Annotated in this window: 22 protein-coding genes and 5 pseudogenes; 16 read left to right on the forward strand and 11 right to left on the reverse strand. The window is 71.1% G+C overall.

The window, feature by feature from the left end; translation table 11 throughout:
- The first annotated feature begins 125 nt into the window (after nt 1-125).
- The gene (locus tag ACKTSN_RS03295; protein ID WP_409467692.1) at nt 126-671 is read left to right on the forward strand and encodes a VanZ family protein; all 546 of its coding nucleotides are present in this window, start codon (nt 126-128) and stop codon (nt 669-671) included.
- A gap of 136 nt (nt 672-807) precedes the next feature.
- The gene (locus ACKTSN_RS03300; protein ID WP_409467693.1) at nt 808-2,040 is read left to right on the forward strand and encodes a ricin-type beta-trefoil lectin domain protein; all 1,233 of its coding nucleotides are present in this window, start codon (nt 808-810) and stop codon (nt 2,038-2,040) included.
- A gap of 12 nt (nt 2,041-2,052) precedes the next feature.
- Here the strand turns inward: ACKTSN_RS03300 and ACKTSN_RS03305 are convergent, their stop codons facing one another.
- Nucleotides 2,053-2,289 (reverse strand): hypothetical protein, encoded by a 237-nt coding sequence (locus tag ACKTSN_RS03305; protein WP_409467694.1) that lies wholly within the window; start codon nt 2,287-2,289, stop codon nt 2,053-2,055.
- A 147-nt stretch (nt 2,290-2,436) separates the two neighbouring features.
- Between ACKTSN_RS03305 and ACKTSN_RS03310 the strand changes: the two genes are divergently transcribed.
- The 3 genes and pseudogenes from ACKTSN_RS03310 (at nt 2,437) to ACKTSN_RS03320 (ending at nt 5,572) form a co-directional block, all read left to right on the forward strand.
- The gene (locus ACKTSN_RS03310) at nt 2,437-3,474 is read left to right on the forward strand and encodes a PHP domain-containing protein (RefSeq protein WP_409467695.1); all 1,038 of its coding nucleotides are present in this window, start codon (nt 2,437-2,439) and stop codon (nt 3,472-3,474) included.
- 76 nt (nt 3,475-3,550) lie between these two features.
- Nucleotides 3,551-3,988: pseudogene (locus ACKTSN_RS03315) on the forward strand (HAD family hydrolase).
- Between the two features lie 555 nt (nt 3,989-4,543).
- Nucleotides 4,544-5,572 carry an SDR family oxidoreductase gene (locus ACKTSN_RS03320; RefSeq protein WP_409467696.1) on the forward strand — a complete coding sequence of 343 codons (1,029 nt, stop codon included), beginning with the start codon at nt 4,544-4,546 and terminating at the stop codon, nt 5,570-5,572.
- Nucleotides 5,573-5,588: 16 nt separating this feature from the next.
- On the opposite strand, the gene ACKTSN_RS03325 is transcribed toward ACKTSN_RS03320, so the two are convergent.
- Nucleotides 5,589-5,861 carry a hypothetical protein gene (locus tag ACKTSN_RS03325; RefSeq protein WP_409467697.1) on the reverse strand — a complete coding sequence of 91 codons (273 nt, stop codon included), beginning with the start codon at nt 5,859-5,861 and terminating at the stop codon, nt 5,589-5,591.
- A 238-nt stretch (nt 5,862-6,099) separates the two neighbouring features.
- On the opposite strand from ACKTSN_RS03325, the gene ACKTSN_RS03330 reads away from it, so the two are divergent.
- From ACKTSN_RS03330 to ACKTSN_RS03345, 4 genes are all read left to right on the forward strand, one after another.
- Complete coding sequence (locus ACKTSN_RS03330) at nt 6,100-6,594, forward strand: FBP domain-containing protein (protein WP_409467698.1); 495 nt, start codon at nt 6,100-6,102, stop codon at nt 6,592-6,594.
- 45 nt (nt 6,595-6,639) lie between these two features.
- Nucleotides 6,640-7,896, forward strand: a complete 1,257-nt coding sequence (locus ACKTSN_RS03335) for an FUSC family protein (protein ID WP_409467699.1) — start codon at nt 6,640-6,642, stop codon at nt 7,894-7,896.
- Nucleotides 7,897-7,942: 46 nt separating this feature from the next.
- Complete coding sequence (locus ACKTSN_RS03340; RefSeq protein WP_409467700.1) at nt 7,943-8,989, forward strand: hypothetical protein; 1,047 nt, start codon at nt 7,943-7,945, stop codon at nt 8,987-8,989.
- Between the two features lie 112 nt (nt 8,990-9,101).
- A complete protein-coding gene (locus tag ACKTSN_RS03345) occupies nt 9,102-10,301 on the forward strand; it encodes a lactonase family protein (RefSeq protein WP_409467701.1) in 1,200 nt (399 codons plus the stop codon).
- Here ACKTSN_RS03345 and ACKTSN_RS03350 read toward each other — a convergent pair.
- A complete protein-coding gene (locus ACKTSN_RS03350; protein ID WP_409467702.1) occupies nt 10,269-10,994 on the reverse strand; it encodes a DUF2470 domain-containing protein in 726 nt (241 codons plus the stop codon). The two genes, ACKTSN_RS03345 and ACKTSN_RS03350, sit on opposite strands and share 33 nt — an antisense overlap.
- Nucleotides 10,995-11,090: 96 nt before the next feature.
- Nucleotides 11,091-11,366: pseudogene (locus ACKTSN_RS03355) on the reverse strand (pentapeptide repeat-containing protein); the annotation flags it as partial.
- A 250-nt stretch (nt 11,367-11,616) separates the two neighbouring features.
- On the opposite strand from ACKTSN_RS03355, the gene ACKTSN_RS03360 reads away from it, so the two are divergent.
- Complete coding sequence (locus tag ACKTSN_RS03360) at nt 11,617-11,817, forward strand: DUF5999 family protein (protein WP_409467703.1); 201 nt, start codon at nt 11,617-11,619, stop codon at nt 11,815-11,817.
- Between the two features lie 3 nt (nt 11,818-11,820).
- On the opposite strand, the pseudogene sigJ reads toward ACKTSN_RS03360, so the two are convergent.
- Nucleotides 11,821-12,718: pseudogene (gene sigJ / locus ACKTSN_RS03365) on the reverse strand (RNA polymerase sigma factor SigJ).
- Nucleotides 12,715-13,455 carry a PIG-L deacetylase family protein gene (locus ACKTSN_RS03370; protein ID WP_409467704.1) on the reverse strand — a complete coding sequence of 247 codons (741 nt, stop codon included), beginning with the start codon at nt 13,453-13,455 and terminating at the stop codon, nt 12,715-12,717. The pseudogene sigJ and the gene ACKTSN_RS03370 overlap by 4 nt, the downstream one beginning before the upstream one ends.
- 639 nt (nt 13,456-14,094) lie before the next feature.
- Here ACKTSN_RS03370 and ACKTSN_RS03375 point away from each other — a divergent pair.
- From ACKTSN_RS03375 to ACKTSN_RS03400, 6 genes and pseudogenes are all read left to right on the forward strand, one after another.
- Nucleotides 14,095-14,820 (forward strand): annotated as a pseudogene (locus ACKTSN_RS03375) (terpene synthase family protein); the annotation flags it as partial.
- Entirely contained in the window at nt 14,817-16,151 is a 1,335-nt protein-coding gene (locus tag ACKTSN_RS03380; RefSeq protein WP_409467705.1) for a cytochrome P450, read from the forward strand. The pseudogene ACKTSN_RS03375 and the gene ACKTSN_RS03380, both read left to right, overlap by 4 nt.
- A gap of 100 nt (nt 16,152-16,251) precedes the next feature.
- A complete protein-coding gene (locus tag ACKTSN_RS03385) occupies nt 16,252-16,506 on the forward strand; it encodes a hypothetical protein (RefSeq protein ID WP_409467706.1) in 255 nt (84 codons plus the stop codon).
- Complete coding sequence (locus ACKTSN_RS03390) at nt 16,506-17,240, forward strand: polyprenyl synthetase family protein (protein ID WP_409467707.1); 735 nt, start codon at nt 16,506-16,508, stop codon at nt 17,238-17,240. Before ACKTSN_RS03385 ends, ACKTSN_RS03390 begins: the two co-directional genes overlap by 1 nt.
- A 106-nt stretch (nt 17,241-17,346) precedes the next feature.
- The gene (locus tag ACKTSN_RS03395) at nt 17,347-17,829 is read left to right on the forward strand and encodes a ubiquitin-like protein Pup (RefSeq protein ID WP_409467708.1); all 483 of its coding nucleotides are present in this window, start codon (nt 17,347-17,349) and stop codon (nt 17,827-17,829) included.
- Nucleotides 17,747-18,241, forward strand: a pseudogene (locus tag ACKTSN_RS03400) (ATP-grasp domain-containing protein); the annotation flags it as partial. The gene ACKTSN_RS03395 and the pseudogene ACKTSN_RS03400, both read left to right, overlap by 83 nt.
- Nucleotides 18,242-18,355: 114 nt before the next feature.
- Here the strand turns inward: ACKTSN_RS03400 and ACKTSN_RS03405 are convergent.
- The 5 genes from ACKTSN_RS03405 to rhaS form a co-directional block, all read right to left on the reverse strand.
- Nucleotides 18,356-19,657, reverse strand: coding sequence for an alpha/beta fold hydrolase (locus ACKTSN_RS03405; RefSeq protein ID WP_409467709.1), 1,302 nt, complete (start codon nt 19,655-19,657; stop codon nt 18,356-18,358).
- A 100-nt stretch (nt 19,658-19,757) separates the two neighbouring features.
- The gene (locus tag ACKTSN_RS03410) at nt 19,758-20,783 is read right to left on the reverse strand and encodes a LacI family DNA-binding transcriptional regulator (RefSeq protein ID WP_409467710.1); all 1,026 of its coding nucleotides are present in this window, start codon (nt 20,781-20,783) and stop codon (nt 19,758-19,760) included.
- A gap of 80 nt (nt 20,784-20,863) precedes the next feature.
- Nucleotides 20,864-22,294 carry a BNR repeat-containing protein gene (locus ACKTSN_RS03415; RefSeq protein ID WP_409467711.1) on the reverse strand — a complete coding sequence of 477 codons (1,431 nt, stop codon included), beginning with the start codon at nt 22,292-22,294 and terminating at the stop codon, nt 20,864-20,866.
- 15 nt (nt 22,295-22,309) lie between these two features.
- Nucleotides 22,310-22,630: an L-rhamnose mutarotase gene (locus tag ACKTSN_RS03420; RefSeq protein WP_409467712.1), complete on the reverse strand. Its 321-nt coding sequence runs from the start codon at nt 22,628-22,630 to the stop codon at nt 22,310-22,312.
- A gap of 17 nt (nt 22,631-22,647) precedes the next feature.
- A complete protein-coding gene (rhaS, locus tag ACKTSN_RS03425; RefSeq protein WP_409467713.1) occupies nt 22,648-23,730 on the reverse strand; it encodes a rhamnose ABC transporter substrate-binding protein in 1,083 nt (360 codons plus the stop codon).
- Nucleotides 23,731-23,744 lie beyond the last annotated feature (14 nt).

Genomic DNA, 23,744 nt, shown 5'->3' on the forward strand with positions numbered 1-23,744 from the left:
GCGCGGGTCTCCGGCGGAGTGCCCTGGCTGCAGGGGGCGAAACCACGGCGGTGGGTCGCGGCATCGTTGTCGGTGTCCGGGGTAACCGCCTTACAGAGATGGGAAGTTGAAGACTGGAGGACCAAATGGCCCGTGCAGCCTTGCTGTCCCGCATCCTGTCGCGCCCGCGCCCTGCCAAGCCGCCCGCCAAGCCCCCCGCCCGGAAGGCACGCGCACCGCGGCGGCTGCTTCCCCTGATCGGCCGCGCACTGGCGATGGCGTGCGCCTTCGCCGTCATGGTGGCCTTCGCGGTCGTGCTGGCCCGGGTGACCTTGCAGCCCTCCCCCGCCTCCGAGGCGCTGACGCACAGCAATCTGCGGCCGGGCCGCTCCCTCCAGGCCTATCTGGACCAGCCGGCGCTGCGTGACGCGATCCGGCAGATCGGCGGCAATCTGCTGCTCGGGGTGCCCTTCGGGGTGCTGGTGCCGGTGCTTGCGCCGCGGGCCCGGGGGATCCTGCGCGTGCTGCTGCTCACCGCGGCCGTCATGCTCCTGGTCGAGCTGGCCCAGGGGGCGATGGTCACGGGCCGCGCCTTCGACATCGACGACGTCATCCTCAACACCGTGGGAGCACTGGCGGGCTATCTGCTGCTGGGGCGTCGGCTGGGCCGGGCGGTGCATGTACGCCGCTGAGGCCGAGCCTCAACTATTGGTCTGTACCTGGGTATTGACGGCCCCTTACCTCACCTCTTAAATCAAGGTGACCCCTTCACCCCCCACCTCAGTCGGCGCAGCCGCACCCCGAGGCGCCGTACGGAAGGGAGAACTCTTGTCCTCGCCACGCCTGCTCCGCAGCTGTCTGCTCGCCGCGCTGTCCGCCGTACTCGTCGCGTCCGCCGCGATCGCCCCCGCCCGGGCAGAGCCTGCGGGCGTCCGGGCGGTGACCTTCTCCGACACGTTCGACGGCCCCGCCGGGGCAGCGGTCGACTCCTCCAAGTGGCAGATCGAGACCGGCGACAACGTCAACAACCACGAACGGCAGTACTACACACCCGGCACCGACAACGCCGCCCTCGACGGACAGGGCCATCTGGTCATCACGGCCCGCCGCGAGAACCCGAACAACTATCAGTGCTGGTACGGCCGTTGCGAGTACACCTCGGCCCGGCTGAACACCGCGGGGAAGTTCACCGCGCAGTACGGGCACGTCGAGGCCCGGATGAAGGTCCCGCGCGGGCAGGGCATGTGGCCGGCGTTCTGGATGCTCGGCAACGACCTGGGCGACGTCGGCTGGCCGGACTCGGGCGAGATCGACATCATGGAGAACGTCGGCTACGAGCCCTCGACGGTCCACGGCACGATCCACGGCCCGGGCTACTTCGGCTCGGGCGGCATCGGCGCCACCTACTCCCTGCCGAACGGCCAGGCCTTCGCGGACGGCTTCCACACCTTCGCCGTCGACTGGGCACCCGACTCGATCACCTGGTCCGTGGACGGGAACGTCTACCAGCGCCGGACCCCCGCCGACCTGGGCGGAAGGACCTGGGTGTTCAACAAGCCGTTCTTCCTGATCATGAACCTGGCGGTGGGCGGCTACTGGCCCGGCGACCCGGACGGCTCCACGGTCTTCCCGCAGCAGCTCGTGGTGGACCATGTGTCGGTGACGACCAGCGACACCGCGACCGGCGTGGCGATCAGAGGGCTGGCCGGCAAGTGCGTGGACGTCGCCGGGGCGAGCTCCGCCAACGGCACCCCCGTACAGCTGTACGACTGCAACGGCTCCGCCGCGCAGCAGTGGACCGTCGGCTCGGACGGGACGATCCGGGCGCTCGGCAAGTGCCTGGACGTCACCGGCCACGGCACCGCGGACGGCTCGACCGTGCAGCTGTGGGACTGCACGGGAAGCGCGAACCAGCGATGGGTCGTCACCGCGGCGCGCGACATCGTCAATCCGCAGGCCGACAAGTGTCTCGACGTCACCGGCAACAGCTCGGCCAACGGCACCCGGTTGCAGATCTGGACCTGCACGGGCGGCGCCAACCAGAAGTGGACGGTCGGCTGAGCCCCTTCGGCCCTAGCGCGGCTTCCACGTGAACTTGTCGCCGCCCACCCACCGCACCACCTCCGGATCGTCGAGGTCGTGGACCGTGATGCCGAACGCGGCGGCGGTCTCCAGGACGTCGGTGACGGCCCGCGCCGCCCCGACCACTTCACCGTCTATCTCCACGATGCGGAAGGGCGGCCTGCCGGGCTGAACGCCGAGCACCAGGATCCGCGGATGGGAGATGTGGGGGCTCGCGATTTCGGTCATGACATCGAGCGTAAGACGGATCCGGCCATCGCGACCCTCGTGTCTCGCTCGGTGCCCGGCTCGTGGACCGCCGGTGGTCGGCTGCCCGCCGCCGTGCGGCCCCCGCGGCGCTGGGGAACCCTGGAGGGGACTGCGGAGGAGGTGGCGATGGATCCCGTCGAGGCCCTGGACCGGATCGCCTTCCTGCTGGAGCGGTCCCTGGCTCCGACGTACCGCGTCCGTGCCTTCCGCAGCGCGGCGCGGGTGCTGAAGGCGCTGCCGGAGGACGAGGTGCGCGAGCGGGCCGCCGCCGGGTCGCTGGAGTCCCTCAAGGGAATCGGCCCGAAGACCGCACAGGTGGTGCGGGAGGCGCTGGCCGGGCAGGTGCCCGGCTATCTGGAGCAGCTGGAGGACGAGACGGACCGGGTCGACCCGCGGGTCCGGGGCGGTGAGGGGCTGCGGGCGCGGCTGCGCGGGGACTGCCATGTGCACTCCGACTGGTCGGACGGCGGCAGTCCGATCGACGAGATGGGCCGGGCCGCGGCGGCGCTCGGACACGAGTGGACGGCGCTCACCGACCACTCGCCACGGCTGACCGTGGCCCGCGGGCTGTCCGCCGACCGGCTGCGCGAACAGCTGGACGTGGTGGCGGACCTCAACCGGACCTGGGCTCCGTTCCGGCTGCTGACCGGCATCGAGTGCGACATCCTCGAGGACGGCTCGCTCGACCAGGAGCCGGAGCTGCTCGAGCGGCTCGACGTCGTGGTGGTGTCCGTGCACTCCAAGCTGCGTATGGATGCCCGCTCGATGACCCGCCGCATGGTGACCGCCGTACGCAGTCCGCAGGCGGATGTCCTCGGCCACTGCACCGGGCGGCTGGTGACCGGGCGGGGACGGCCGGAGTCGGAGTTCGACGCCGACGAGGTGTTCGCGGCGTGCGCCGAGTCGGGCACGGCGGTGGAGATCAACAGCCGCCCGGAGCGGCTCGACCCGCCCCGTCGGCTGCTGCGCCGGGCCGTGGCGGCCGGCGTTCTCTTCGCGATCGACACCGACGCGCACGCCCCGGGGCAGCTGGACTGGCAGATCCACGGCTGCGCGCGGGCGGAGGAGTGCGGGGTGCCCGCGGAACGGTTGGTGACGACGTGGTCGGCCGACGAGCTGCTGGCCTGGACGCGGGAGGGGCGGGTTCCGGCCGGGGCGGGGTGATCCATACCGGGACGGCTTGGCGGGACCGCCGCGTGGTACTCGTGCGGCTGATGAGGCAGAGCGGAAGGGACTGGCCATGGATCGCGCGGCCGTGTTCGACGTCGACGGGACGCTCGTCGACACCAACCACCTGCATGTCGCGACCTGCTGGGAAGCCTTCCGGCAGGCAGGGCACCGGATACCGATGCACGCCATCCACCGCGCGGTGGGCCTGAGTGCCTCCGACCTGATCGCGCACCTGCTCGGCGACGACCGGGACAAGGAGCGCGACGACGAGCTCAGCACCGCGCACAAGGTCCTCTACGGTCAGTACTTCGACCGGCTGCCCGCACTGCCCGACGCCGGTCGGCTGCTGCGCCGGGACATGCGGGCGAGCAGCAGGGCCGGGGTGCGCTGCGTAGGCGTGCTCTGCGGCGGGATCCCGGGGGCCGACCTGTAGGAGTCCGGGGCTGACGCGATCTACGACGGCCCCGCCCATCTGCCCGCCTCCCTGCCGGACGGCGCGCTGAGCTGAACCGTCGCCGGGGGGTGACACATCACCGCGCTGCGCGGCGCCGGGCGGAACACCCGGGGGTGCCCGCCCGTTGAACACGCCGTGCGTGCGGATGGGACAGTGTCCCCGGGCCCACCTTTTGCCCACAGGGACGATCGTTCGGCTGAAGCCCTGTGGAGCGTCTCTGATTGGCTTAGTGGCCCTGGGCATTGCCCAGGGGCGTGAGCCAATCGTCTTCGTGCCCTGGTGCTGAACGGCTGGAGCCGTCAGCCCGCGTGGCACGTCCCTCCGGACGCTGGTCGGCCAGGTCTCACGACCTCACCGAGGAGGGTGCCCGACGTCGCCTGGGCGCCGGGCGTGCGCGTGACACTCTGCCACAGGATCACTACGTTTCGCTAATCCGACTGATGAGCCTTTCGCCGAGAGGCGACCGCCATCCGTGCCCACCACATGGCCGCCCCGGCCGGAATCCCCCGTCCGGTCGGGGCTTTCCCCTGCGTGCGCATTGCTGCGTATGCGCTCACGCGTCCGGGTACTCGGTCCCTCGCGGCGGAGTACGCCCGAGAGGAGCCGAACGTGAGCAACGCAGCGGGCAACAGGATCGTAGTCACCGGCGCCACCGGCAACGTCGGCACCAGTGTCGTACGCCTTCTCTCGGAGGACCCGCAGGTCGGGTCCGTGCTGGGGCTGGCGCGTCGGCTTCCCGAGTGGCAGCCGCCGAAGACCGACTGGTCGGCGGTCGACATCGCGTACGAACAGGTCGACCTCGTCAGGGAGTTCCTGGGCGCCGACGCCGTGATCCATCTGGCCTGGGCCTTCCAGCCGACGCACGATCCGGCCACGACCTGGCGCACGAACGTGCTCGGCGGCATCCGGGTCTTCGACGCGGTCGCCGCGGCGGGCGTGCCGACGCTGGTCCACGCCTCCTCGGTGGGCGCCTACTCGCCGGGGCCCAAGGACGACGCCGTGGACGAGTCGTGGCCGACACACGGCTGGCCGGACGCCGCGTACTGCCGGGAGAAGGCCTATCTGGAACGCACCCTCGACACGTTCGAGCGCGAGCACCCCGGGATCCGGGTGGTGCGGATGCGGCCCGCCTTCCTGTTCAAACGCGAGTCGGCGAGCGAGCAGCGCCGGATCTTCGGCGGGAAGTTCCTTCCCGGGCCGCTGGCCCGTCCCGAGTTGCTGCCGTTCCTGCCCGACGTTCCCGGGCTGCGCGTGCAGGCGCTGCACACCGACGACGCGGCCAGGGCGTATCTGCTCGCGGTGGGCTCGGACGCCCGGGGCGCCTTCAATCTCGCGGCCGAGCCGCCGGTCGACGCGGCACTGCTGGGCAAGCTGCTCGGGAGCCGCCCGGTACGGCTCCCCCGGACCGCGGCCCGCTCGGCGATCGCCGCCGCGTGGGGACTGCATCTGCTGCCGGCCTCCCCGCACCTTTTCGACGCCGTCGTCCGGCTGCCGCTCATGGACTGCAACCGCGCCCACACCGAACTCGGCTGGCAGCCGGAGTACACGGCGACCGAGGTGATCGAGGAGTTCCTGCAGGGGCTGCAGCAGGGGGCGGGGGCACCGACGGAACCGATGCGGGGTCGCAAGGTCGGCTGACGCACGCGCGGCGCGGTCAGGCCGGCGACTCGTCCGGTGCCGGGTGCTCGGGGTGCACGGTGGCCGAGTGCGGGGCACCCTGTCTGCCCGTCCCCGCCTCGTCCGTGTCGGGGACATCGGTGGCCGGCTCCTCGGTCTCGGCCTCGTCCGTCTCGTCGCTGCCGCGGTCCGTTGCGGGGGTGGGCACCTCCCAGGGGTCCTCCTCGCCTTCGCGGGCCTGCTGGTCGGGCAGGTCCCTGGACACCGGGTCGGGGCTGCGGCCGGGTTCCTCGTGTCGATGGTGGCTCACGACGGGCTCCCTTCGTGTCGTCCCCAGGCACACGCGAGTACCGCCGGCCATGGCGACGAAACCGCATGTCGCGCAGAGCCGGCGCTCAGTGCGGCGCCCGTTCCGCCCCGCCATATGGCTCTCCCGACCCCAGTCCGACCTGCCTCCGGGAAATCCAGTGGCTGCCCCGCGTCGAAGCTACCTAACCTAGGCCAGTACCTAGGACCCCTAGTTTTTTGGCGAAAGCCCGGGAGACGCCATGCGATCGCTCACCGAGCAGGACATCCGCACTTCTTTCATCAACTGTTCCAAGGGAGAGGCCAAACGTCTGGCCGTCCCGCGTGACCTCGGCGAACGCCCCTGGGACGACCTGGATTTCCTCGGCTGGCGAGATCCCGGCGCACCCGACCGCAGTTATCTGGTCGCCGAGCGGGAGGGACGGCTCGTCGGAGTGACCCTTCGGTTCCCGCCCCCGCAGCGCGGTTACCTGCACCGCAGCATGTGCTCGCTCTGTCTGACGACGCATCCGCGGGGCGGCGTGTCGTTGATGACGGCCCGCAAAGCGGGCGCGGCGGGCCGCGAGGGGAACTCCGTCGGTGTCTACATGTGCACCGACCTCGCCTGCTCCCTCTACGTGCGGGGCAAGAAGGTCCCGGAATCCGGGGCCCGCTTCGAGGAGAGCCTCACCCTGGAGGAACAGGTCGCCCGGACGACGGACAATCTGTCCGCCTTCCTCGACAAGCTGCACGTCTGACGCTCGATACGTTCGATGCCTGTGGGAAAGGGAACAGGCCAAGGCATGCGAGTTGTACGAGAGTGGTCGACACCCCTCGTGCGGTCCGTGCGGAAGGCCCTCCGGGATCCCGTGGTCGTACAGGCGCTGCGGTCGGCGGCCGCGGCGACGGTCGCGTATGTCATCGCGCTGCGCCTGAGCCCCGAGGCGGCACCGCTCACCGCTCCGCTGACCGCGCTGCTGGTCGTCCAGGTCACCCTGTACGCCACCCTCACCAACGGCATCCGCCGGGTGAACTCGGTGGTGGCCGGGGTCCTGGTCGCCATCGCCTTCAGCCTCCTGGTCGGCCTGACCTGGTGGAGCCTCGCGCTGCTGATCATCGCCGCGCTGGGGGTCGGGCATCTGGTGCGGGTGGACGAGTACGTCCCCGAGGTGGCGATCAGCGCGATGCTGGTCCTCGGGGTCACCACCGTCGGTGACACCGCGTGGGCGCGGATCCTGGAGACGCTGATCGGCGCGGTGGTCGGTCTCGCCTGCAATGTGCTGTTGCCACCGCCGGTGTGGGTGGGCGAGGCGGGGGCGTCGATCGACGGGCTGGCCCGCCGGATGCGGCAGTTGATGCTGCATGTCGGCGAGGAGGCCGCGGGCCGCACCCCCGTCGAACGCGCGGCCGAACGGCTGCACGAGGCGCGGCGGCTGGACCACGACATCGTGCAGGTGGACGCGGCGCTGCGGCAGGCCGAGGACAGTCTGCGGCTCAATCCGCGGGTGCGTGAGGGTCTGCTGCACCGCGTGGTGCTGCGCACCGGTCTGGACACGCTGGAGATCTGCACCGTCGTCCTGCGGGTCCTCGCCCGCACCCTCACCGACCTCGCGAAGGAACGCGAACCGGAGCCGCTGTTCGAGAAGGAGGCGGGTGCCGTCGTAGAGCAGCTGCTGTCCGAGATCGCCGACGCCGTGGTGAGCTTCGCGGTGCTGGTCACCACGCATGTCAGCGTCAGCGCCGAGTCGGCGGAGGCGCGACTGACCAACGAGCTGCGTACGGCGGCGGGCAGCCGGGACAAGCTGGCCCAGCTGCTCCTGGACGAGGTCCGGCGCGATCCCCACCAGTGGCAGCTGTACGGCGCTGTACTGACCGAGGTCAACCGCATCCTCGATGAACTCGACACCGAGCACCGCACCCGCCGCCTGCTGGAGGAGCTGGACCGCCACACCCGGGAGCAGCGCGAACGCCTGCCGAGGCTCACCCGGCTGCGTGAGCGCATGGGTGTTCAGGAGCGGCTGTGGCGGAACCGTACCGGGATGAGCGGGCGTTCTTGGTGAGGGAGTGCCGGGACGGGGCCGGCACCGGATGCGAGGGAGCGGGCAGATGGCCGACACCACCGTGCGGATCGACGGGAACACTCTGCGATTGCCGGGCGGCGTGGCGGTGCGGTTCATCCGCACGCTGCGGCTGCCCGAGACGGGCACGCATCCGCTGCCGCCGGGGCTCGGCGAGTTCCCGATCCGACGGGTGGCGGATTACCAGGAGACGGTGCCCGACCAGTGGCGGGCGCGCGGCGGCGTGATGCTGCCGGTGTATCTGCGCGAGGCCATGTGGCTGAGCTTCGCGGGCACGACCGAACCCGCCGCTCTGCAGGTCGGGGTGGGCAAGGTGTGCGCGGTCTCGGGAAAGCCGTGGAGCGACCGGCTCGCCCGCGATCCGCAGAACTACGTCGTGCTGCCGCGGCAGCCGTGGCTGGACGGCATCAACTCCGGGAAGGGCACGGTCCGCCAGTTCGTGGCGGTGCCGCTGGGCGTCGGGGCGACCGTGGAGGGCCAGGTCACGGGCGAGGAGGTCTGGGGCGGCGTACAGCTGCAGTCGTTCCCGCTGAACGGCGACGCGCTGGCCATCTGGCGCGAGCAGGAGCGGCGCCGTGCGGAGCAGGCGCGGGCCATGCCCCTGTCCGCCCCGGGCTACGGGGCCGCGCCGCCCGCTCCGGGCGCGATGCCGGCCCCCGCGGCGGCACCTGCGGGCGGTCGTCCCCGGGCCGCCGCGGCGATGGGGCTGGGGGTCGGCGGCTCGATGCGCCAGGAGGTCTACCGGGACGAGCGTCCGCTGTCGGACTGGTCCGAGGAGCCCGCGGGGCGGGTCTTCGTGCATCTGGTGACGCCGCCGGAGTGGCGCCGCATCACGGGCGAGGCTCCCCCGCCGTCGCCTGTGGACCGGGCGGCGTACACCCGTGCGGGACTGCCGTGGTACGAGTACTACGACGAGGACGCCCAGGACCTCGCCCCCACCGACGCCCTAGGCCAGGTGAAGCCGGTCGGCGACTGGCTCGGCGACGACCACGAGCCCTGGCAGAACCCGGCCCCGTACCAGGTGAAACCGCTGGGGGACGCGCAGGGCAAGCCGGTCGAGGACGGCGACTGGTAGCCCCGCCGTCGTTGCGCTGTGTGCAACCGGCATTGCTGTTCTTGCACTTGACGGGTGATCCGCGCCAAGGTGGCTGTCACGACAGGGCCAACCGATGATCTGAGGTGCGGGAATGGACAGGGGTGCGCGGGTGTCGCGCGGCGGCTGGAGCAGGCGGCGCCTGGTCGGGGCTCTGGCGGTGGCGGCGCTGCCGGCGTCGGCCGCCTGCGGAAGCACACCGGCGGACGAGGCCCCCGAGAGGTCACCGGGCGGTTCCGGACAGGCCTCGCCCGAGCCGTCCCCCGGGCCCCGCCCGCTCCACCTCGGCACCTACACCTCCGTCGACGGCGGCGGCACGGGCATCGGCCTGGCCACCTACGATCCGGCGACCGGCCGCGTCACCGGCGCCGGAACCCTCACCGGCGTCGGCGATCCGTCGTATCTCGCGGTGCACCCGGACGGCCGCACCCTGTACGCGGTCAGCGAGCGCGAGGACGGCGCCGTGACCGCCGTCCGGCTGTCCGACCGCAAGATCCTCGGCAGCCGCAGCACCGGCGGCGCTGGCCCCTGCCATCTCTCCGTGCACCCGAGCGGACGGTGGCTGCTCAGCGCCAACTACACCTCCGGCAGCGTGGCCGTGCACCCGATCGACGCCTCGGGCGCGCTCGGCGAGCGCACCGACCTGGTCACGCACTCCACTCCGGCACCGGGGCCGGGCCAGGAGGGCCCGCACGCCCACCAGATCGTCACCAGCCCGGACGGCCGCCATGTTCTCGCGGTCGACCTCGGCACGGACACCGTCTACACCTACCGCCTCGACCAGCGCAGGGGCACGCTCCGCGAGGTGTCGCAGGCCCGCACGCGGCCGGGCGCCGGGCCGCGCCACCTCACCTTCCACCCCGGGGGGCGGCACGCCTATCTGGCCAACGAGGTCGACGACACGGTCGCGGTCTGCGCCTACGACCCGGCGACCGGACGGCTGACCGTCGGCGAGGCCCAGTCCACGGGGGCGGGCGAGGGCACCAACTATCCGGCGCAGATCCTCGTCACCGCGGACGGCTCGTACGCGTATCTCGCCAACCGGGGCCACAACAGCCTCGCGCGCTACGCGGTGGAGACCGACGGCGCCCGGCTGCGGCTGCTGGACACGGTTCCGGTGGCGGGTGACTTCCCGCGGCAGATCGCCTTCTCGCCGGACGGCGCACTGCTGTTCACGGCGAACCAGAGGTCCGGCACCGTCAGCGTCTTCCGCGTGAACGCGGACAACGGTGAACTACGGCTCGCGGGCGAGCCGTTCACCTCACCCGTCGCCGTCTGTGCGCTGCCGCTGTAGGGCGCGGGGGCAGGAGGCGGCGCTCGCCTGCGCGAGCAGCACGTGCATGCGCTCGGTGAGCTGGGCGACGCCGTCGGCGGGCGTGTGGAAGGGCAGCCGTACATCGCCGTGGGCGCGGCGGCGCTCGATCCGCAGCGTCAGTCCGTGCCGGTCGACGGCGAGCGGCTGGACGCGCACCACGCCGTGCAGGCTGCCCGGTTCGACGAGGCGGGTGAGGCGCTCGACCGCGTCGGGGTGGGCGTCGGCGAGGTGGGTCAGCAGCCGGGCCTCGGCGGTGGCCAGCGGGTCGGGTGAGGCGGCGGCGAACTCGTCGAGGTCGACGACCACCGCGCCGGACGTCTGCCGCAGCACCACCCGGGTGGCCCGGAAGGCCAGGTGGCCCTCCTCGATGGCGAACCAGCCGGCCAGCCACAGCCGGGCCCGGATGCGGTTGCGCATCGGGACGGGCGCGACGTCGGCGAACTCCAGGACGGCGGACGGCTCCCCGCGGGGCGCGCAGATCGTGGCCGCGAGCAGGGCGCTGTCCTCGGGCACCTGTAGGATCACCCGCCCGTCCTCGGCCACGCTGTGCGCGCCGACGAGTTCCTCGCGGACGCCCTCCGTGGTCACCGCGCACGACCACGAGATGGCGAGCACCGATCGGGCCCGTTCCGCCGTGGCGGGCACGGCCGCCCAGGCGTGGCTGTCACCCATCCCAGTTCCTCCTTAGGTAAGGCTTGCCTAACCTACCGAAGATCCAGGCATACGCCAACCAGGCAGAACCACGGAGTTTGCTGTGCGGCGGGGGCGTCAGCCCCAGTGCGGGGGCCGCTGCACCGATGCCGGCAGCCGGGTGCCCGCCGTCCCACGGGCCGCATTGACCTGCGGCTGGGTCAGGAAGAACGCACCCGTCAGATCGGCGTCCGTGAGGTCGGCGTCGCGCAGGTCCGCGCCGATCAGGTCCGCGCCGATCAGATCGGCGCCGGTCAGGTCGGCGGCGATCAGATAGGCGCCGCGCAGGCTCGCCCCGCGCAGGTCCGCGCCCTTCAGGCGGGCACCGATGAGGTCGGCGCCCCGGCGGTCCTTGTCGACCGCGAAGTCGGCGGACGCGGCGAAGGGCAGGGCGACACAGCACAGCCCGAAGCAGTTCGCGCAGTCGCCGCGCAGGCCGACCAGGTCGGTCGTGTGATCTCGCATGACGAGAAGCCTACGGCCGGAAACTCACCGATGAGTTTCCGGCCCTGTGGGGGTCTCCTCATACAACGGAAAACAAGCTCGGCTACCACTGGAGTACGACCCGACAGAAGCTGGAGCCGTACGACCGAGGAGAGACGACATGTGCAGCCACCGGCCCCCCTGCCCGACCGCCGACAGCCCCGACCACCACGCCGCCGTCATCGTCGCGTCCCATCCCGAACAGGGCTGGAACCTGCTGTGCAACGGCACCATCGCCTTCGACGACACCGGTGAACTCCTCCCCGACGGACGGGTGGTGGCTCCGGACCGCACTCTCGGGCGACTGGCCGTGGCCGCCTGAGCCTCACCCCTTGAGGTCGGGCAGCTCCAGCCGTCCGAGCCGCTCGGGGTCGGCCAGGATGTACGTGCCGGTGATACGGCCCTCGGAGATCGTGACGCCCATGACGGACATCGGCTGCCCTTCGGGCGCGTTGAGCACGCCGACCTCACCGTTGACCAGCACGAACTGGGCGTACTGAGCGAACTGCCGGAAGAGCATGGCCTGTTCGGCGACCGGGCGGGCACCGCGCACCAGCTTCGAGGCCGCCGCGCCGCCGACCAGCGGCCCGGAGTCGGCGCGCAGCTCGATCTCGGGGTCGAGGAGGGCGAGCAGCGCGTCGAAGTCCCCGGCCCGGCAGGCCGCCATGAACGCGTCGAGGAGCTGGCGCTGTCTGCCGAGGTCGGGCTCCGCGGAGGGGGTGGCGCCCCGCACCCGGCGCCGGGCGCGGCTGGCCAGCTGGCGGGTCGCGGCCGGTGTGCGCTCCACGATCTGCGCGATGTCGTCGAAGGGCACGGGGAACATGTCGTGCAGTACGAAGGCCAGCCGCTCGGCGGGCTCCAGGGTCTCCAGCACCACCAGCAGGGCGAGGCCGGCCGAGTCGGCCTGGAGCACCTCCTGTTCCCGGTCGACCTGCGACAGGGGGCCGGATCACGGGATCGGGGACGAAGGTGTCGTCGAGGGGGTCCTCACGGCGCGTGGTGCGCGAGCGCAGCATGTCCAGACAGACCCGGCCGACGACCGTGGTCAGCCAGCCGCCGAGGTTCTGGATGTCGTCCGCGTCGCTGCGGCTCAGTCTCAGCCAGGCCTCCTGGACGGCGTCCTCCGCCTCGGCGAGCGAGCCGAGCATGCGGTAGGCCACCGCGTTCAGATGGCTGCGGTGCTCCTCGAAGCGGTCGGCCAGCATCAGTGCGTTCTGCGTCATCGGGCGAACACCTCGAACGACACCGCCGGCTTGCCGCCGAACCGCTGCCCCGTCTGCTCGGCGTGCGCGGTCAGGAATCCCCGGACATAGGTCTCGGGGTCGTCGGTCAACGCCTCGATGTAGGTGCGGTGTTCGAGCAGCGAGCGCACCGCGCGCTCCAGACCGGGCGTGGCGTCCACGGCGTGCGTGGGCGTGCTGGAGCCGGCGACGGCGACCCAGCGGACGCCGTTCCAGGGCGCGAGTCCCTGCTCGGCGAGTTCGGGGAAGATCCACCGGTTGCCGGCGTCGGCCGCCGCGTCCAGCGTGGCGCGTCCCACCGCGACGTGGTCGGGGGTGTTCCAGGCGACGCCGCCCCAGGTGTCCCGGTGGTTGAGGGTGATGACCAGTTCGGGCCGGTGGCGGCGGATCGCGGCGGCGATGTCACGACGCAGGGCGGTGCCGTACTCGATCACGCCGTCGCGGTGGTCGAGGAACTCCACCTCCGACACGCCGACGACCGCCGCGCTGGCCCGCTGCTCCTGCTCGCGCAGCGGGCCGCACTTCGCGGGCTCCAGGGTGTCGATGCCCGCCTCGCCCCGGGACGCGAGGACGTAGGCGACCTCACGTCCCGCGTCCGTCCACGCGGCGATCGCGGCCGAACAGCCGTACTCCAGGTCGTCCGGGTGCGCCACGACCGCGAGCGCGCGGTGCCAGTCGTCGGGCATGGGCTGGAGTTGCATGATCATCGGATCGCTCATGCCCGCAGACTAGTTCGGAAGGTGGGCGAGGACCTCACATTTCGTCACCCGCCAACCCAACGATCAAGCCTCGACCCGCCGATCACGTGCGGGCCTCGCATCCGGCTGAACCGTCCGCAGTGCGACACCGTGCAGCCCACCGTGCTGTCGCCTCGATCCGGCAACCGAGCGGAGCGTGCCCCGCCGGGGGCCGCGTGCCGTCCCGAATTCCGCTGTGCCGCGCGGCCCGGACCTCGGCCCGCCCCTGTCGAGCCCCGAACCCTCGAACCCGGACAGAACGGAGTGCGAGCTTGCCGACCAATGTGGACTTCACCATCCCCTTCACCGCACCACCATCGGCACCCGAAGCAGTCGGGCAGGCCCGGCGGCGCGGGGTGGACTGGGCTACCGAGCAGGGACTCCTGCAGCCGACCGAGGCCGCGGTCGGCTACTTCCTGGGCCTGAGACTGGCCGATGTCGCGGTCGGGTTCTCTCCCGGGGCCGGAGGGGCCGATCTGGACGTGATGAGCGACCTCATCGTCTGGACCGCGGTCTGTGACGACTTCTTCGACGGACCGGCGGGGGACGGCCCGGACGTCGCGGCCGCCACGGTGTCCACGCTCGTGTCGCTGACCGGCACCGACTGCCACCACCGACGCCAGGGCGCTGGCCGCCGCCACCGCCGACCTGTGGGCTCGCATGCGCGCCCCCATGTCCCAGCGCTGGCAGGTCCGCGCCCGCCACAACTGGGGACGGTTCCTGCGCTCGTTCCTGGCCGAGGCAGCGGCCCGGCGCGCGGGCCGCGTCCCCAGCCTGTCGGACTATCTGGCCCTTCGGCGCGAGACCATGGCGATGTACGTCCATTTGGACGCCGCGGAACACAGCGAAGGGTACGAGGTGCCGGAACGGGTCCTCGCCGACCCGCTGATGCGCCGGCTGAGCGACCTGCAGATCGACATCATCGCCCACTGCAACGACGTGCACTCCGTCGAGCACGAGGAGGCCCGCGGGGACACCCACCACCTGGTGCTCGTCCTCGAACACGGCACCGGCCACCCGCGGGAACAGGTCATCGAGGAGATCCGCCACCGGGTCCACGAGCGCACCGCGCGGTTCCAGCGTGCCGCGGCCTGCATACCCGCGCTCTGCGACCGGCTGCTCTGCGACCCCGCCGAGCGGCTGAGCATCGGGCGCCATCTCGACGCGATGACCCGCATGGTGCGGGTGACGTACGACTGGTCACTGGCGACGTCACGGTATGCCCAGAGCCACCGAACTCCGCAGACCGCTCAGGCCGTGCCCGGCCTGCGGCCGGAGTACCTCGCGCCGAGCGGCGGGCCCGACGGCACGTCCCTCGCCGGTCCTCGCGCGGGAAGCCGACCATGACCGGCACCCCCACCGACGCTCCCGTCGTGCCGGGCGGTCCGCCGCTGCTCGGCCACGCCCTGGAACTGTTCCACCGGCCCCTGGACTTCCTCACCTCGCTGCAGGACCACGGTGAGGTCGTCGTCTTTCGGCTCGGCACCCGTCCGGCGTACATGGTCACCGACGCCGAGGTCCTCAAGGAGCTGCTGATCACCCGGCACAGCACCTTCGAGAAGGGAGGCGGGTTCTTCGAGTCCGGCATGGAACTGGTGGGCAACGGCCTCGCCTCGTCGAACGGCACGTTCCATCTGCGGCAGCGCCGGATGATGCAACAGGCCTTCCACCACGGCCGGATGAGCGGCTACGCCCAGGCGGCGCTGGGCGCGGCCGACGAGCTCTCCGACACCTGGCGCGAGGGTCAAGTGATCGACCTGGCCCGCGAGTTCAGCGGCCTGACCATGCGAATCCTCGCCAGAACCCTCTTCTCCGACCTCGACCCCGAGAAGGCCGCCGAGATCTGCCGCTGCATGCCTCTCCTGGTGGACGGTGTCGCGCGGCGTGCCTTCCTGCCGGTCGACTTCGTCCACCGCCTGCCCCTGCCGGTCAACCGGCGGGAGGCGGCCGCCATGCGGAGTCTGCACCGGACGGTGGACGGCATCATCGCGGACTACCGGGCCAGCTCCCTCGACCAGAACGACCTGCTCTCGGCGCTGATGCTGGCGCGCGACGAGCACACCGGCGAGGGCATGGGCACCCAGCATATTCACGACGAGATCAGAACGATGATGCTCGCCGGAACGGAGACCTCCGCGACCACTCTGCACTGGGCCTTCGCGCTGATGAGCGCGCACCCCGACGTGGAGGAGCGCGTCCACGCCGAGCTGGCCGAGGTCCTGGGCGGCGACCCGGTGCACCACTCCGACCTGCCCCGGCTGGAGTACCTGGGCCGGGTCGTACAGGAGATCCTGCGCATGTACCCCACCGGCTGGCTCCTCACCCGCCGCACGACCGTCGGGACCAGCCTCGGCGGCTACCGCATCCCCGCGGGCGCGGACGTGTTCTTCAGCCCCTACGCGATCCACCACGACCCCCCGTTCTTTCCCTCCCCCGAGCGCTTCGATCCGGACCGCTGGCTCCCCGAGCGCGCCCGCCATATCCCACGCCACGCGTATCTGCCCTTCGGGGCGGGCGTACGGAAGTGCATCGGCGAGTCACTCGCCTACCGCGAAACCACCCTCGTGCTGGCCACGCTCGCCGGCCGCTGGCGGCTGCGCTCCCTCACCGGTCTCCCGCCCCGCACCACGCTTCGGCCGAAGGAGAAGCGTATGCGTCTGGAAAGGCACACGCGATGACCACGACACCCGACCAACGGACCCACGACGCCGGACCCCGTGGCGGCAGCGCACCCGGCCGGACCGGGCCCACGCCCACGGCGAGCCGGATCTGAAGGCGATGCTGGAGCAGGTGGAGCTGGGCCTGCAGACCTTCCTGGCCCGGGAGAGCAGCCGCTGGCCGAATGCCGGCCGCACCGGCGCGGGGCCCATCGTGGCGGTGGCGGAGCTGATCGCCGCCGGCGGCAAACGCCTGCGGCCCGCCTTCCTCCTCAGCAGCTATCTCGCCGCGGTGGGCCGCCCGGACCCCAACGCCGTGCGGGCGGCAATGGCGCTGGAGTCCTGCACGCCTCGGCACTCATCCAGGACGATGTGATGGACGAGGCGGACCGGCACCGCTCACGGCCGGCCGCCCATGTGCGCTACGCGGACATCCACCGCGAGGGGGGCTGGTCCGGCGACCCCCGACGCTACGGCGAGTCGATGGCGGTGCTCGCGGGCGACCTGGCCTGGACGTACGCCGACTATCTCATGGCCGATCTGTCCCCGGCCGTGACCAGGGAGTGGTTCGAGCTCAGGGCCGAACTGGTCACCGGACAGGCTGTGGACGTCACCGCCGCCGCCGAGCGGCGGCCGGACACCGAAGCGGCCCGGTACATCTCGCTGGTCAAGTCGGGCCGGTACACCGTCCACCGTCCTTTGGTCATCGGGGCTCTACTGGCCGGACGCAGCGATCTGACGGTGGCCTTCCAACGGTACGGGGAGGCACTGGGTGAGGCCTTCCAGCTGCGGGACGATCTCATCGACGCCTTCGGTGACGGTCGGGTCAGCGGCAAACCGGCCGGCCTCGACCTCGTCAGCGGCAAGAGGACGCTGCTGTTGGCGCTGGCGGTGCGTTTCGACGGTGCGTTCCGCGACCTGGTGGAGCGGGGCGAGGCGCAGGCGCTGCGCGAGCGCCTGTCCGGCAGCGCCGCGCACCGGGAGGTCGAGGCGTGGATCAACCAACTGGTGGCGCTGGCCCACGAGACGCTCGCCACTGCCGAGCTGCCGGTCGAGTGGCAACGCCGACTGGCCGCCCTGGCCTGCGAGGTGGCCTACCGGGACAGCTGACAGCCAGGACTGTGAACCAAGGCGCGCGGTGTCCGTGGTTCATGTCGTGGGGCCGCTGCGGCCGGCGCCGTCGGCGGCCTGGTGTCTGAGGCGAAGGAGCCATGCCGTGCAGCATCGCGAAGAGCACCGCCGCCAGGAGGATCCCCCTGAGGAGGAACCGACCGAGTCCGCGGAGGGGGCCGCGGTGAGCGGCTCCACGGTCTCCTCCGAGGCCGCTGAACTGCTCGAAGATGTCGAAGACCTCCTCGATGAGATCGAGAATCCCGAGGAGTTCGTCAAGGGCTTCAGGCAGACTCGAGGACATCGCGTTCTCGGTGGAGACCGGCCGGACCCGTGTGTACGAGACGATCGGCGGCCGGGACCTGGCGGAGTTCGGTCTGATCCAGGTCGCGGCCTACCCGCGTCCCACGGCCACGCTGCTCAGTTCCATTGCGGCGTACTTGGAGCACCGGCGGCGGCCGCCGGTCAACGCGGCGGCGATCAGCGCGCCGACCAAGCTCTACCAGCTGATGGTCCTGGCGCAGAACGGGCTGCCGGTACCCGCCACGTTCCATCTGCCGAGACGGCTGCTGAACGCCTCCTTTGCTGACCTCGCCGACCGACTGGGCCTGCCGTTCGTACTCAAGGCGATGAACGCCACCGGCGGGCGGCTGAACTTCCTGATCGAGACCGAGGTCGACTTCCTGCGCTATGTCGAGGACCCCGCGCTTGCAAGGGCCGCGTTCCTCGCCCAGCGATTCATTCCCCACAACGGGACCTTCAGGGCCCTGGTGTTCGGCACGGACGTGCCGATCGTCATGCACCGCTGCGCCACCGACGGATCGCACCTGACCAACACGGAACAGGGCGGACACGCCACCCTGTTCGACGTGGAGACCTTCGAGGCCGCAGTAATGGACATGCCGGTGCGGGCCGTTGAGCTGATGGGGTGCGAGTTCGCGGGGGTCAACCTGGTGCAGGACCGGCAGACCCGTCAGTGGTATCTGCTGGAGGTCAGCTCCAGCCCCGCCATCGCAACCGGGGCCTTCGCCGAGGAGAAGACCCGCGCGTACTCCTCTATCCGCGCACGAAGCTCTCGACCGGCCGAGCGGCCGTGGGCCCGCGCCGAGCACCCGTCACACCTCGTCTCGAGTGAGGGCCAGCAGGTGGTCCAGGACACGCGGGCCGCCGGCCCGTACGCCGTCGTGCTCGAACTCGTCGGTGACCCAGGTGCGCAGACCGCGGATCGCGCGTGCGGTGGCGAGGGAGTGGGCGGTGTCGACGTACATGTCGTCGTGGTAGACGGCCGCCGCGACCGGCACCTCGTTGGCGGCGAGGCGCGCGGAGTCGTACAGGGGCTTCCAGTCGGTACGGGCGGCGATGAGTTCGGCGGTCTCCCGCAGCGGGCGCAGGGCCGGGTCGCAGTCGAACATCCAGGGGTGGATGGTCTCGCCGGTGAACAGCAACGGGCCGTCCCCCGCGAGGGTCTTGGCGGCGTCGAACTGAGGGAACTCGGCGCGGACGCGTTCGGCGGACCAGGCGGTGGGGCGCGCGTCCTGGCCGTAGATCGCCTCGTGGACGAGCGCGTACAGCGGGTGGCTCGCGTACGACAGCAGGCCTTGGACCTCCTCCTGGAAGGCGTCCGAGAGCTCCATGCCCCGCGGGGTGCGCACGAAGGCGTGCTCCAGCAGGTAGTGCAGACGGTGGCTGCCCTCGCTGCCGCCGAGAAGGATGCCGAGGGACTGAAAGGCCTCGGCGGTGAGGCGGTAGCCGTTCGGCAGGACCACGTCGTGCGCGAGGAGGTGGTCGGCGATACGGCGGGCCCGCTCGACGTCCTGCGGGTAGCGGGCGTAGTGCGCGGCGACCTTGCGCTCGATGCGCGGGTAGGCCGCGCGGTAGACGTCGTCCGCGTGGGCGTCGAGCGAGGGCAGGCCGCCGGTGATGACCGCGGCGGTCAGGCCCTCGGGCGCGGTGGAGAGGTAGTTGACCGTGCAGAAGCCGCCGAAGCTCTGGCCGAGCACGGTCCAGGGGGCGCCGCCGGTCACCTGCCGGCGGATCGCCTCGCAGTCGCGGACGATCGAGTCGGCACGGAAGTGCGTGAGGTAGTCGGCCTGTTCGGCGGGGCCGCCACGGAGCGGGAGGGTCTGGCGGTTGGCGGGCGTGGAGTGGCCGGTGCCGCGCTGGTCGAGAAGCAGGACGCGGAACTCCTTCAGTGCGCGGCCGAGCCAGGCACCCTTGCCGACGAAGCGGTTCGCGCCGAAGCCGGGGCCGCCCTGGAGGTAGACCAGCCACGGCAGTTCCTGCTGCGCCTTGTCGCTGGCGACGACCTCACGGGCGTAGAGCTCGATCGTCTCCCCCGCCGGGTCGTCGTGGTCGAGGGGCACGGTGAAGTGGCGGTCGGTGAGGACGACGCCGGGCTGACGGTAGCTGACGGTCAACAGGGCTCCCGGGACGGATGGTTTTTGGGCCGCGTCCCAGTTCAGCACATGTTCGTCCGCCGACCGAGCTCGGGATCATGAAAACCTACTGAACAGCGGATCAGCGGGACGGCAGGCTGGACCGCCGTACCACCAGCTCCGGCTGCAGGACGACACGCCGGTGCTCGTGCTTCTTCGTCCCGGTCTCCTCCTCCGTCTCCTCCAGCAGCATCTCCGCGGCCAAGGTGCCCATGGTGACCGCGGGCTGCCGTACGGAGGTGAGGGGTACGGCCGCGGCGGCGGCGAACTCGATGTCGTCGTAGCCGACGATCGCGAGGTCGTCGGGGACGCCGACGCCCGCGGCGTACATGGCCTGCAGCACGCCCAGGGCGAGCAGGTCGTTGGCGCAGAACACGGCGGTCGGGCGGTCGGCGAGGCCGAGCAGGCGGGCGCCGGCGTCCCGACCCGCGGCGACGTCGAGCCGCTCGGTGGGCAGCTCGCGCAGGTGCTCGGGGCCGAGGCCGGCCTCCTCCAGCGCGTTCAGGGCGCCCGTGCGGCGGTCGCGGACCTGGTTGAGGCCGGGCGGGCCGCTGACGTACGCGATGGAGCGGTGCCCGGCGTCGACGAGATGGCGCACGGCCAGCGCGCCGCCCGCCACGTCGTCGACGGAGACCGAGCACTCGGTGGTGCCCTCGGCGACCCGGTCGACGAGGACGAAGGGGATGTTGTGGCGACGGAAGGTCTCGATGTTGCGGCCGGTGGCGTCGGCCGGGGTCAGCAGCACGCCCCGGACCCGCTGCTCGGCGAAGAGCGACAGGTACTCGGCCTCCTCGCTCGCGCTCTGCGCGCTGTTACAGACCATCACGCCGAGCCCGGCGTCGCGCGCGGCCCGCTCGGCGCCGCGGGCCACGTCGACGAAGAAGGGGTTGCCCATGTCGAGGACGAGCAGGCCCATGATCCGGCTGCGGCCCGCGCGCAACTGGCGTGCGGACTCGCTGCGGACGTAACCCAGCCGGTCTATCGCGGACTGCACCCGCGCCCGGGTCTCGGTCGCGACCGTGTCCGGACGGTTGATGACGTTCGAGACCGTGCCGACGGAGACTCCGGCGGCGCGGGCGACGTCCTTGATACCCACCGACTGGGCCATCGGGCAGGGACCTCCAGGTAGACGAGGGGCGGCGGGAAAACACTTCACATTACCGTCACGCCGCCCCACAACGGCTGCGGTCAGGCAGGCAGGCGGAAGTTGATGTTGCGCAGCGCCGAGGGCGTCGTACCACTGGACTTCTCCTGGTACATGATCGACAGGAAGTTGTCCTGTGCGATGCGCGTCTCGTCGATCACGACCTCCCCGAAGGCGTTCAGCCCGGCGGTGACGCCGTCGTGCAGCATCGTCCAGTCCGTGTACCCGGAGGCCTTGGAGGCTCCGGCGATCCGGCAGAACGGGAAGATCGCGTACGCGTTGTCGTACTTGTCCAGGATCAGCTTGGTGCGTTGGCTGGAGTTCAGCGGGACCGGGATCTCGGTCTTCTGCCAGGTGCCCGAGGAGTTCTTGCGCACGTGGAAGGCGCGGCCGTTGGCAGTGCGGTCGGCGACGTAGTTCGTGGTGCACTGGCCGAAGCGGCCGGGGACGTACGAGATGATCGCGTGCGGCAGGCCCGCGGAGTCGGTGAACTGGCTCTCCTGGTTCATCAGGGAGTGGTCCGGGTTCAGCGGGTCGACGACGAGGCCGGAGTCGGTGACGGCGACCCGGTCGGAGCCGCCGGTGGTGCCGACGACGCTGCCGGCGTTGTTGCGCCAGGTGCGGCCACGGTCGTCGGAGTAGACGTAGCCGGTGTCGTGGTTGGTGATGCCGCCGCCGTTGCACATCACGGCGCCGTTCTGCTCGCGCCAGGTGAAGAAGGCGTGCAGGCGCCCGTTGCGGTCGTAGTCGAGGCCGTGCAGGTACATGTTGCGGGCCGTGGAGGAGCCGTGCTCGCTCGTGTACGTCCCGGTGGAGCTCGTCCACTCCCCCAGCGCGGTCCACTTCGTGCCGTCGTACTCCGCCAGCGCGTTGCGTCCGTTGCCGGAGATGCCGACGCGGTAGCTGAGCTGGAGCCTGCCGTCGGGCGTCGAGATGAACTGCGGGTAGGTGAACTGCGAGGTGAGGGTCAGACCGTCGAGGGTGGACTGGGGTGTGCCGAAGCGGCTGGTGGTCCAGCTCAGGCCGCCAGGGTTGTCCATCAGGCCGGCCACCGACTTGACGTAGGTGAAGCCGTCGCTGTGCGAGTCCATGTTGAGGTGGAGGCGGCCGTCGATCTTGGAGACGCCCATGGAGATGACGTTGTGGGAGTCGTTGTAGCGCAGGGTGTGGCCGACCTTGACCGTGGACCAGGTGGTGGCGCCGAGGGCACGGCGGCCGACGACGGCGTTGCGGTCGGCCGTGTACCAGACGGCGTACTGGTAGCCCTTGTAGGTGAGCAGGCCGTTCTTCTGGAAGGCGTTGTTGTTGACCAGGCCGTCGTACGACACGAAGAAGATGGCCTGGCTGTCGAGCGTCGTGGTGCCGGTCAGGGTGACCGAGGGGCCCGGGTCGGCGGCGCGGGCGGTACCGGCGGCGAGGCCGGGGCCGGCCACGGCGCTCAGCAGGGCCGTGGCGAGCACAGTACGTCTTCTCATGACAGCAGCTCCGGCTCAGGCTAGGTGGAAGACCTCGGTCAGGGGTTTCATCGCTTCGTCGGGTCGGGCGCCGTCCAGCGACTCGAAGAACGGCGCCATCTCCGCCTGCCAACGGGCGTTGACCTCGGTGGCCTCCATGCCGGCCTGGGCGGCGGCGAAGTCCTCGGTCTCCAAGTAGCCGACCAGCAGGCCGTCTTCACGCAGGAAGAGCGAGTAGTTGTGCCAGCCGGTGACCGAGAGTGCCTCGAGCATCTCGGGCCACACGGCGGCGTGCCGCTCGCGGTACTCGTCGAGGCGGTCCGCCCGGACCTTCAGCAGAAAGCACACGCGCTGCATCAACAGCCCCCTCGGAATCAGAAGTTGAACTGGTCGATGTTCTTGGCGTCGAACACGGTCGGCTTGCCGAGGCTGATCACGCCGTCCTTGCCGATGGTGTACTCGCCCATGTCACCGGCGGTGAAGGTCTCGCCCTCCTTGCCGGTGATCTGCCCCGAGACCAGGGCGACGGAGGTACGCGCGGCCAGCTCGCCCAGCTTGGCGGGGTCCCACAGCTCGAAGGCCTCGACGGTGCCGTTCTTGACGTACTTGCGCATGTCGTTGGGGGTGCCGAGGCCAGTCAGCTTGACCTTGCCCTTGTACTTCGAGCCGGACAGGTACTGGGCGGCGGCCTTGATGCCGACGGTGGTCGGGGAGATGATCCCCTTCAGGTTCGGGTACTCCTGGAGCAGGCCCTGGGTCTGCTGGAAGGACTGCTGGGCGTCGTCGTTGCCGTACGCGACCTTGACGAGCTTCATGTCCTTGTACTTCGGATCCTTGAGCTCGTCCTTCATGAACTCGATCCAGGTGTTCTGGTTCGTCGCCGTCTGCGCGGCGGACAGGATCGCGATCTCGCCCTTGTAGCCGATCTGTTCGGCGAGCAGCTGCACCTCGGTGCGGCCCAGGTCCTCCGCGCTGGCCTGCGAGATGAAGGCGTTCCGGCACTCGGGCTTGGTGTCGGAGTCGTAGGTGACGACCTTGATGTCGTTGCTCATGGCCTGCTTGAGCGCAGTGCACAGCGCACCGGGGTCCTGCGCGGACACGGCCATCGCGTCGACCTGCTGCTGGGTGAGCGTGTTGACGTAGCTGACCTGGCCGGAGGTGTCGGTGGCGCTGGACGGGCCGACCTCCTTGTAGCTGGAGCCCAGCTCCTTCAGGGCCGCCTCGCCGCCCTTGTCGGCGGTGGTGAAGTAGGGGTTGTTGACCTGCTTGGGCAGGAAGCCGACGGTCAGGCCCTTCTTCAGTTCGGCGTTGGGGTCGGCCTTGCCGGCGGTGGCGGCCGAGCCACCTTCGTCGGCGACGTCCTCCTTGGTGGTGCCGCCGCACGCGGTCGCGGCGAGGGCGAGGGAGGTGACGGCGGCGAGGGCCGCGCAGGTGCGGCGGAGGGATGACTTGCGCATGTGGGATCTTCCTT

The organism is Streptomyces flavusporus (genome assembly GCF_046267975.1).
Lineage (GTDB): Bacteria > Actinomycetota > Actinomycetes > Streptomycetales > Streptomycetaceae > Streptomyces > Streptomyces flavusporus.

What these genes read in the sequence shown, in the direction of transcription:
- ACKTSN_RS03295 (WP_409467692.1), top strand. Translation starts at nt 126, where the DNA reads ATGGCCCGTGCAGCCTTGCTGTCCCGCATCCTGTCGCGCCCGCGCCCT.
- ACKTSN_RS03305 (WP_409467694.1), bottom strand. Translation starts at nt 2,289, where the DNA reads ATGACCGAAATCGCGAGCCCCCACATCTCCCATCCGCGGATCCTGGTG.
- ACKTSN_RS03310 (WP_409467695.1), top strand. Translation starts at nt 2,437, where the DNA reads ATGGATCCCGTCGAGGCCCTGGACCGGATCGCCTTCCTGCTGGAGCGG.
- ACKTSN_RS03330 (WP_409467698.1), top strand. Translation starts at nt 6,100, where the DNA reads ATGCGATCGCTCACCGAGCAGGACATCCGCACTTCTTTCATCAACTGT.
- ACKTSN_RS03335 (WP_409467699.1), top strand. Translation starts at nt 6,640, where the DNA reads ATGCGAGTTGTACGAGAGTGGTCGACACCCCTCGTGCGGTCCGTGCGG.
- ACKTSN_RS03340 (WP_409467700.1), top strand. Translation starts at nt 7,943, where the DNA reads ATGGCCGACACCACCGTGCGGATCGACGGGAACACTCTGCGATTGCCG.
- ACKTSN_RS03345 (WP_409467701.1), top strand. Translation starts at nt 9,102, where the DNA reads ATGGACAGGGGTGCGCGGGTGTCGCGCGGCGGCTGGAGCAGGCGGCGC.
- ACKTSN_RS03350 (WP_409467702.1), bottom strand. Translation starts at nt 10,994, where the DNA reads ATGGGTGACAGCCACGCCTGGGCGGCCGTGCCCGCCACGGCGGAACGG.
- ACKTSN_RS03360 (WP_409467703.1), top strand. Translation starts at nt 11,617, where the DNA reads ATGTGCAGCCACCGGCCCCCCTGCCCGACCGCCGACAGCCCCGACCAC.
- ACKTSN_RS03370 (WP_409467704.1), bottom strand. Translation starts at nt 13,455, where the DNA reads ATGAGCGATCCGATGATCATGCAACTCCAGCCCATGCCCGACGACTGG.
- ACKTSN_RS03380 (WP_409467705.1), top strand. Translation starts at nt 14,817, where the DNA reads ATGACCGGCACCCCCACCGACGCTCCCGTCGTGCCGGGCGGTCCGCCG.
- ACKTSN_RS03385 (WP_409467706.1), top strand. Translation starts at nt 16,252, where the DNA reads ATGCTGGAGCAGGTGGAGCTGGGCCTGCAGACCTTCCTGGCCCGGGAG.
- ACKTSN_RS03390 (WP_409467707.1), top strand. Translation starts at nt 16,506, where the DNA reads ATGGACGAGGCGGACCGGCACCGCTCACGGCCGGCCGCCCATGTGCGC.
- ACKTSN_RS03410 (WP_409467710.1), bottom strand. Translation starts at nt 20,783, where the DNA reads ATGGCCCAGTCGGTGGGTATCAAGGACGTCGCCCGCGCCGCCGGAGTC.
- ACKTSN_RS03415 (WP_409467711.1), bottom strand. Translation starts at nt 22,294, where the DNA reads ATGAGAAGACGTACTGTGCTCGCCACGGCCCTGCTGAGCGCCGTGGCC.
- ACKTSN_RS03420 (WP_409467712.1), bottom strand. Translation starts at nt 22,630, where the DNA reads ATGCAGCGCGTGTGCTTTCTGCTGAAGGTCCGGGCGGACCGCCTCGAC.
- rhaS (WP_409467713.1), bottom strand. Translation starts at nt 23,730, where the DNA reads ATGCGCAAGTCATCCCTCCGCCGCACCTGCGCGGCCCTCGCCGCCGTC.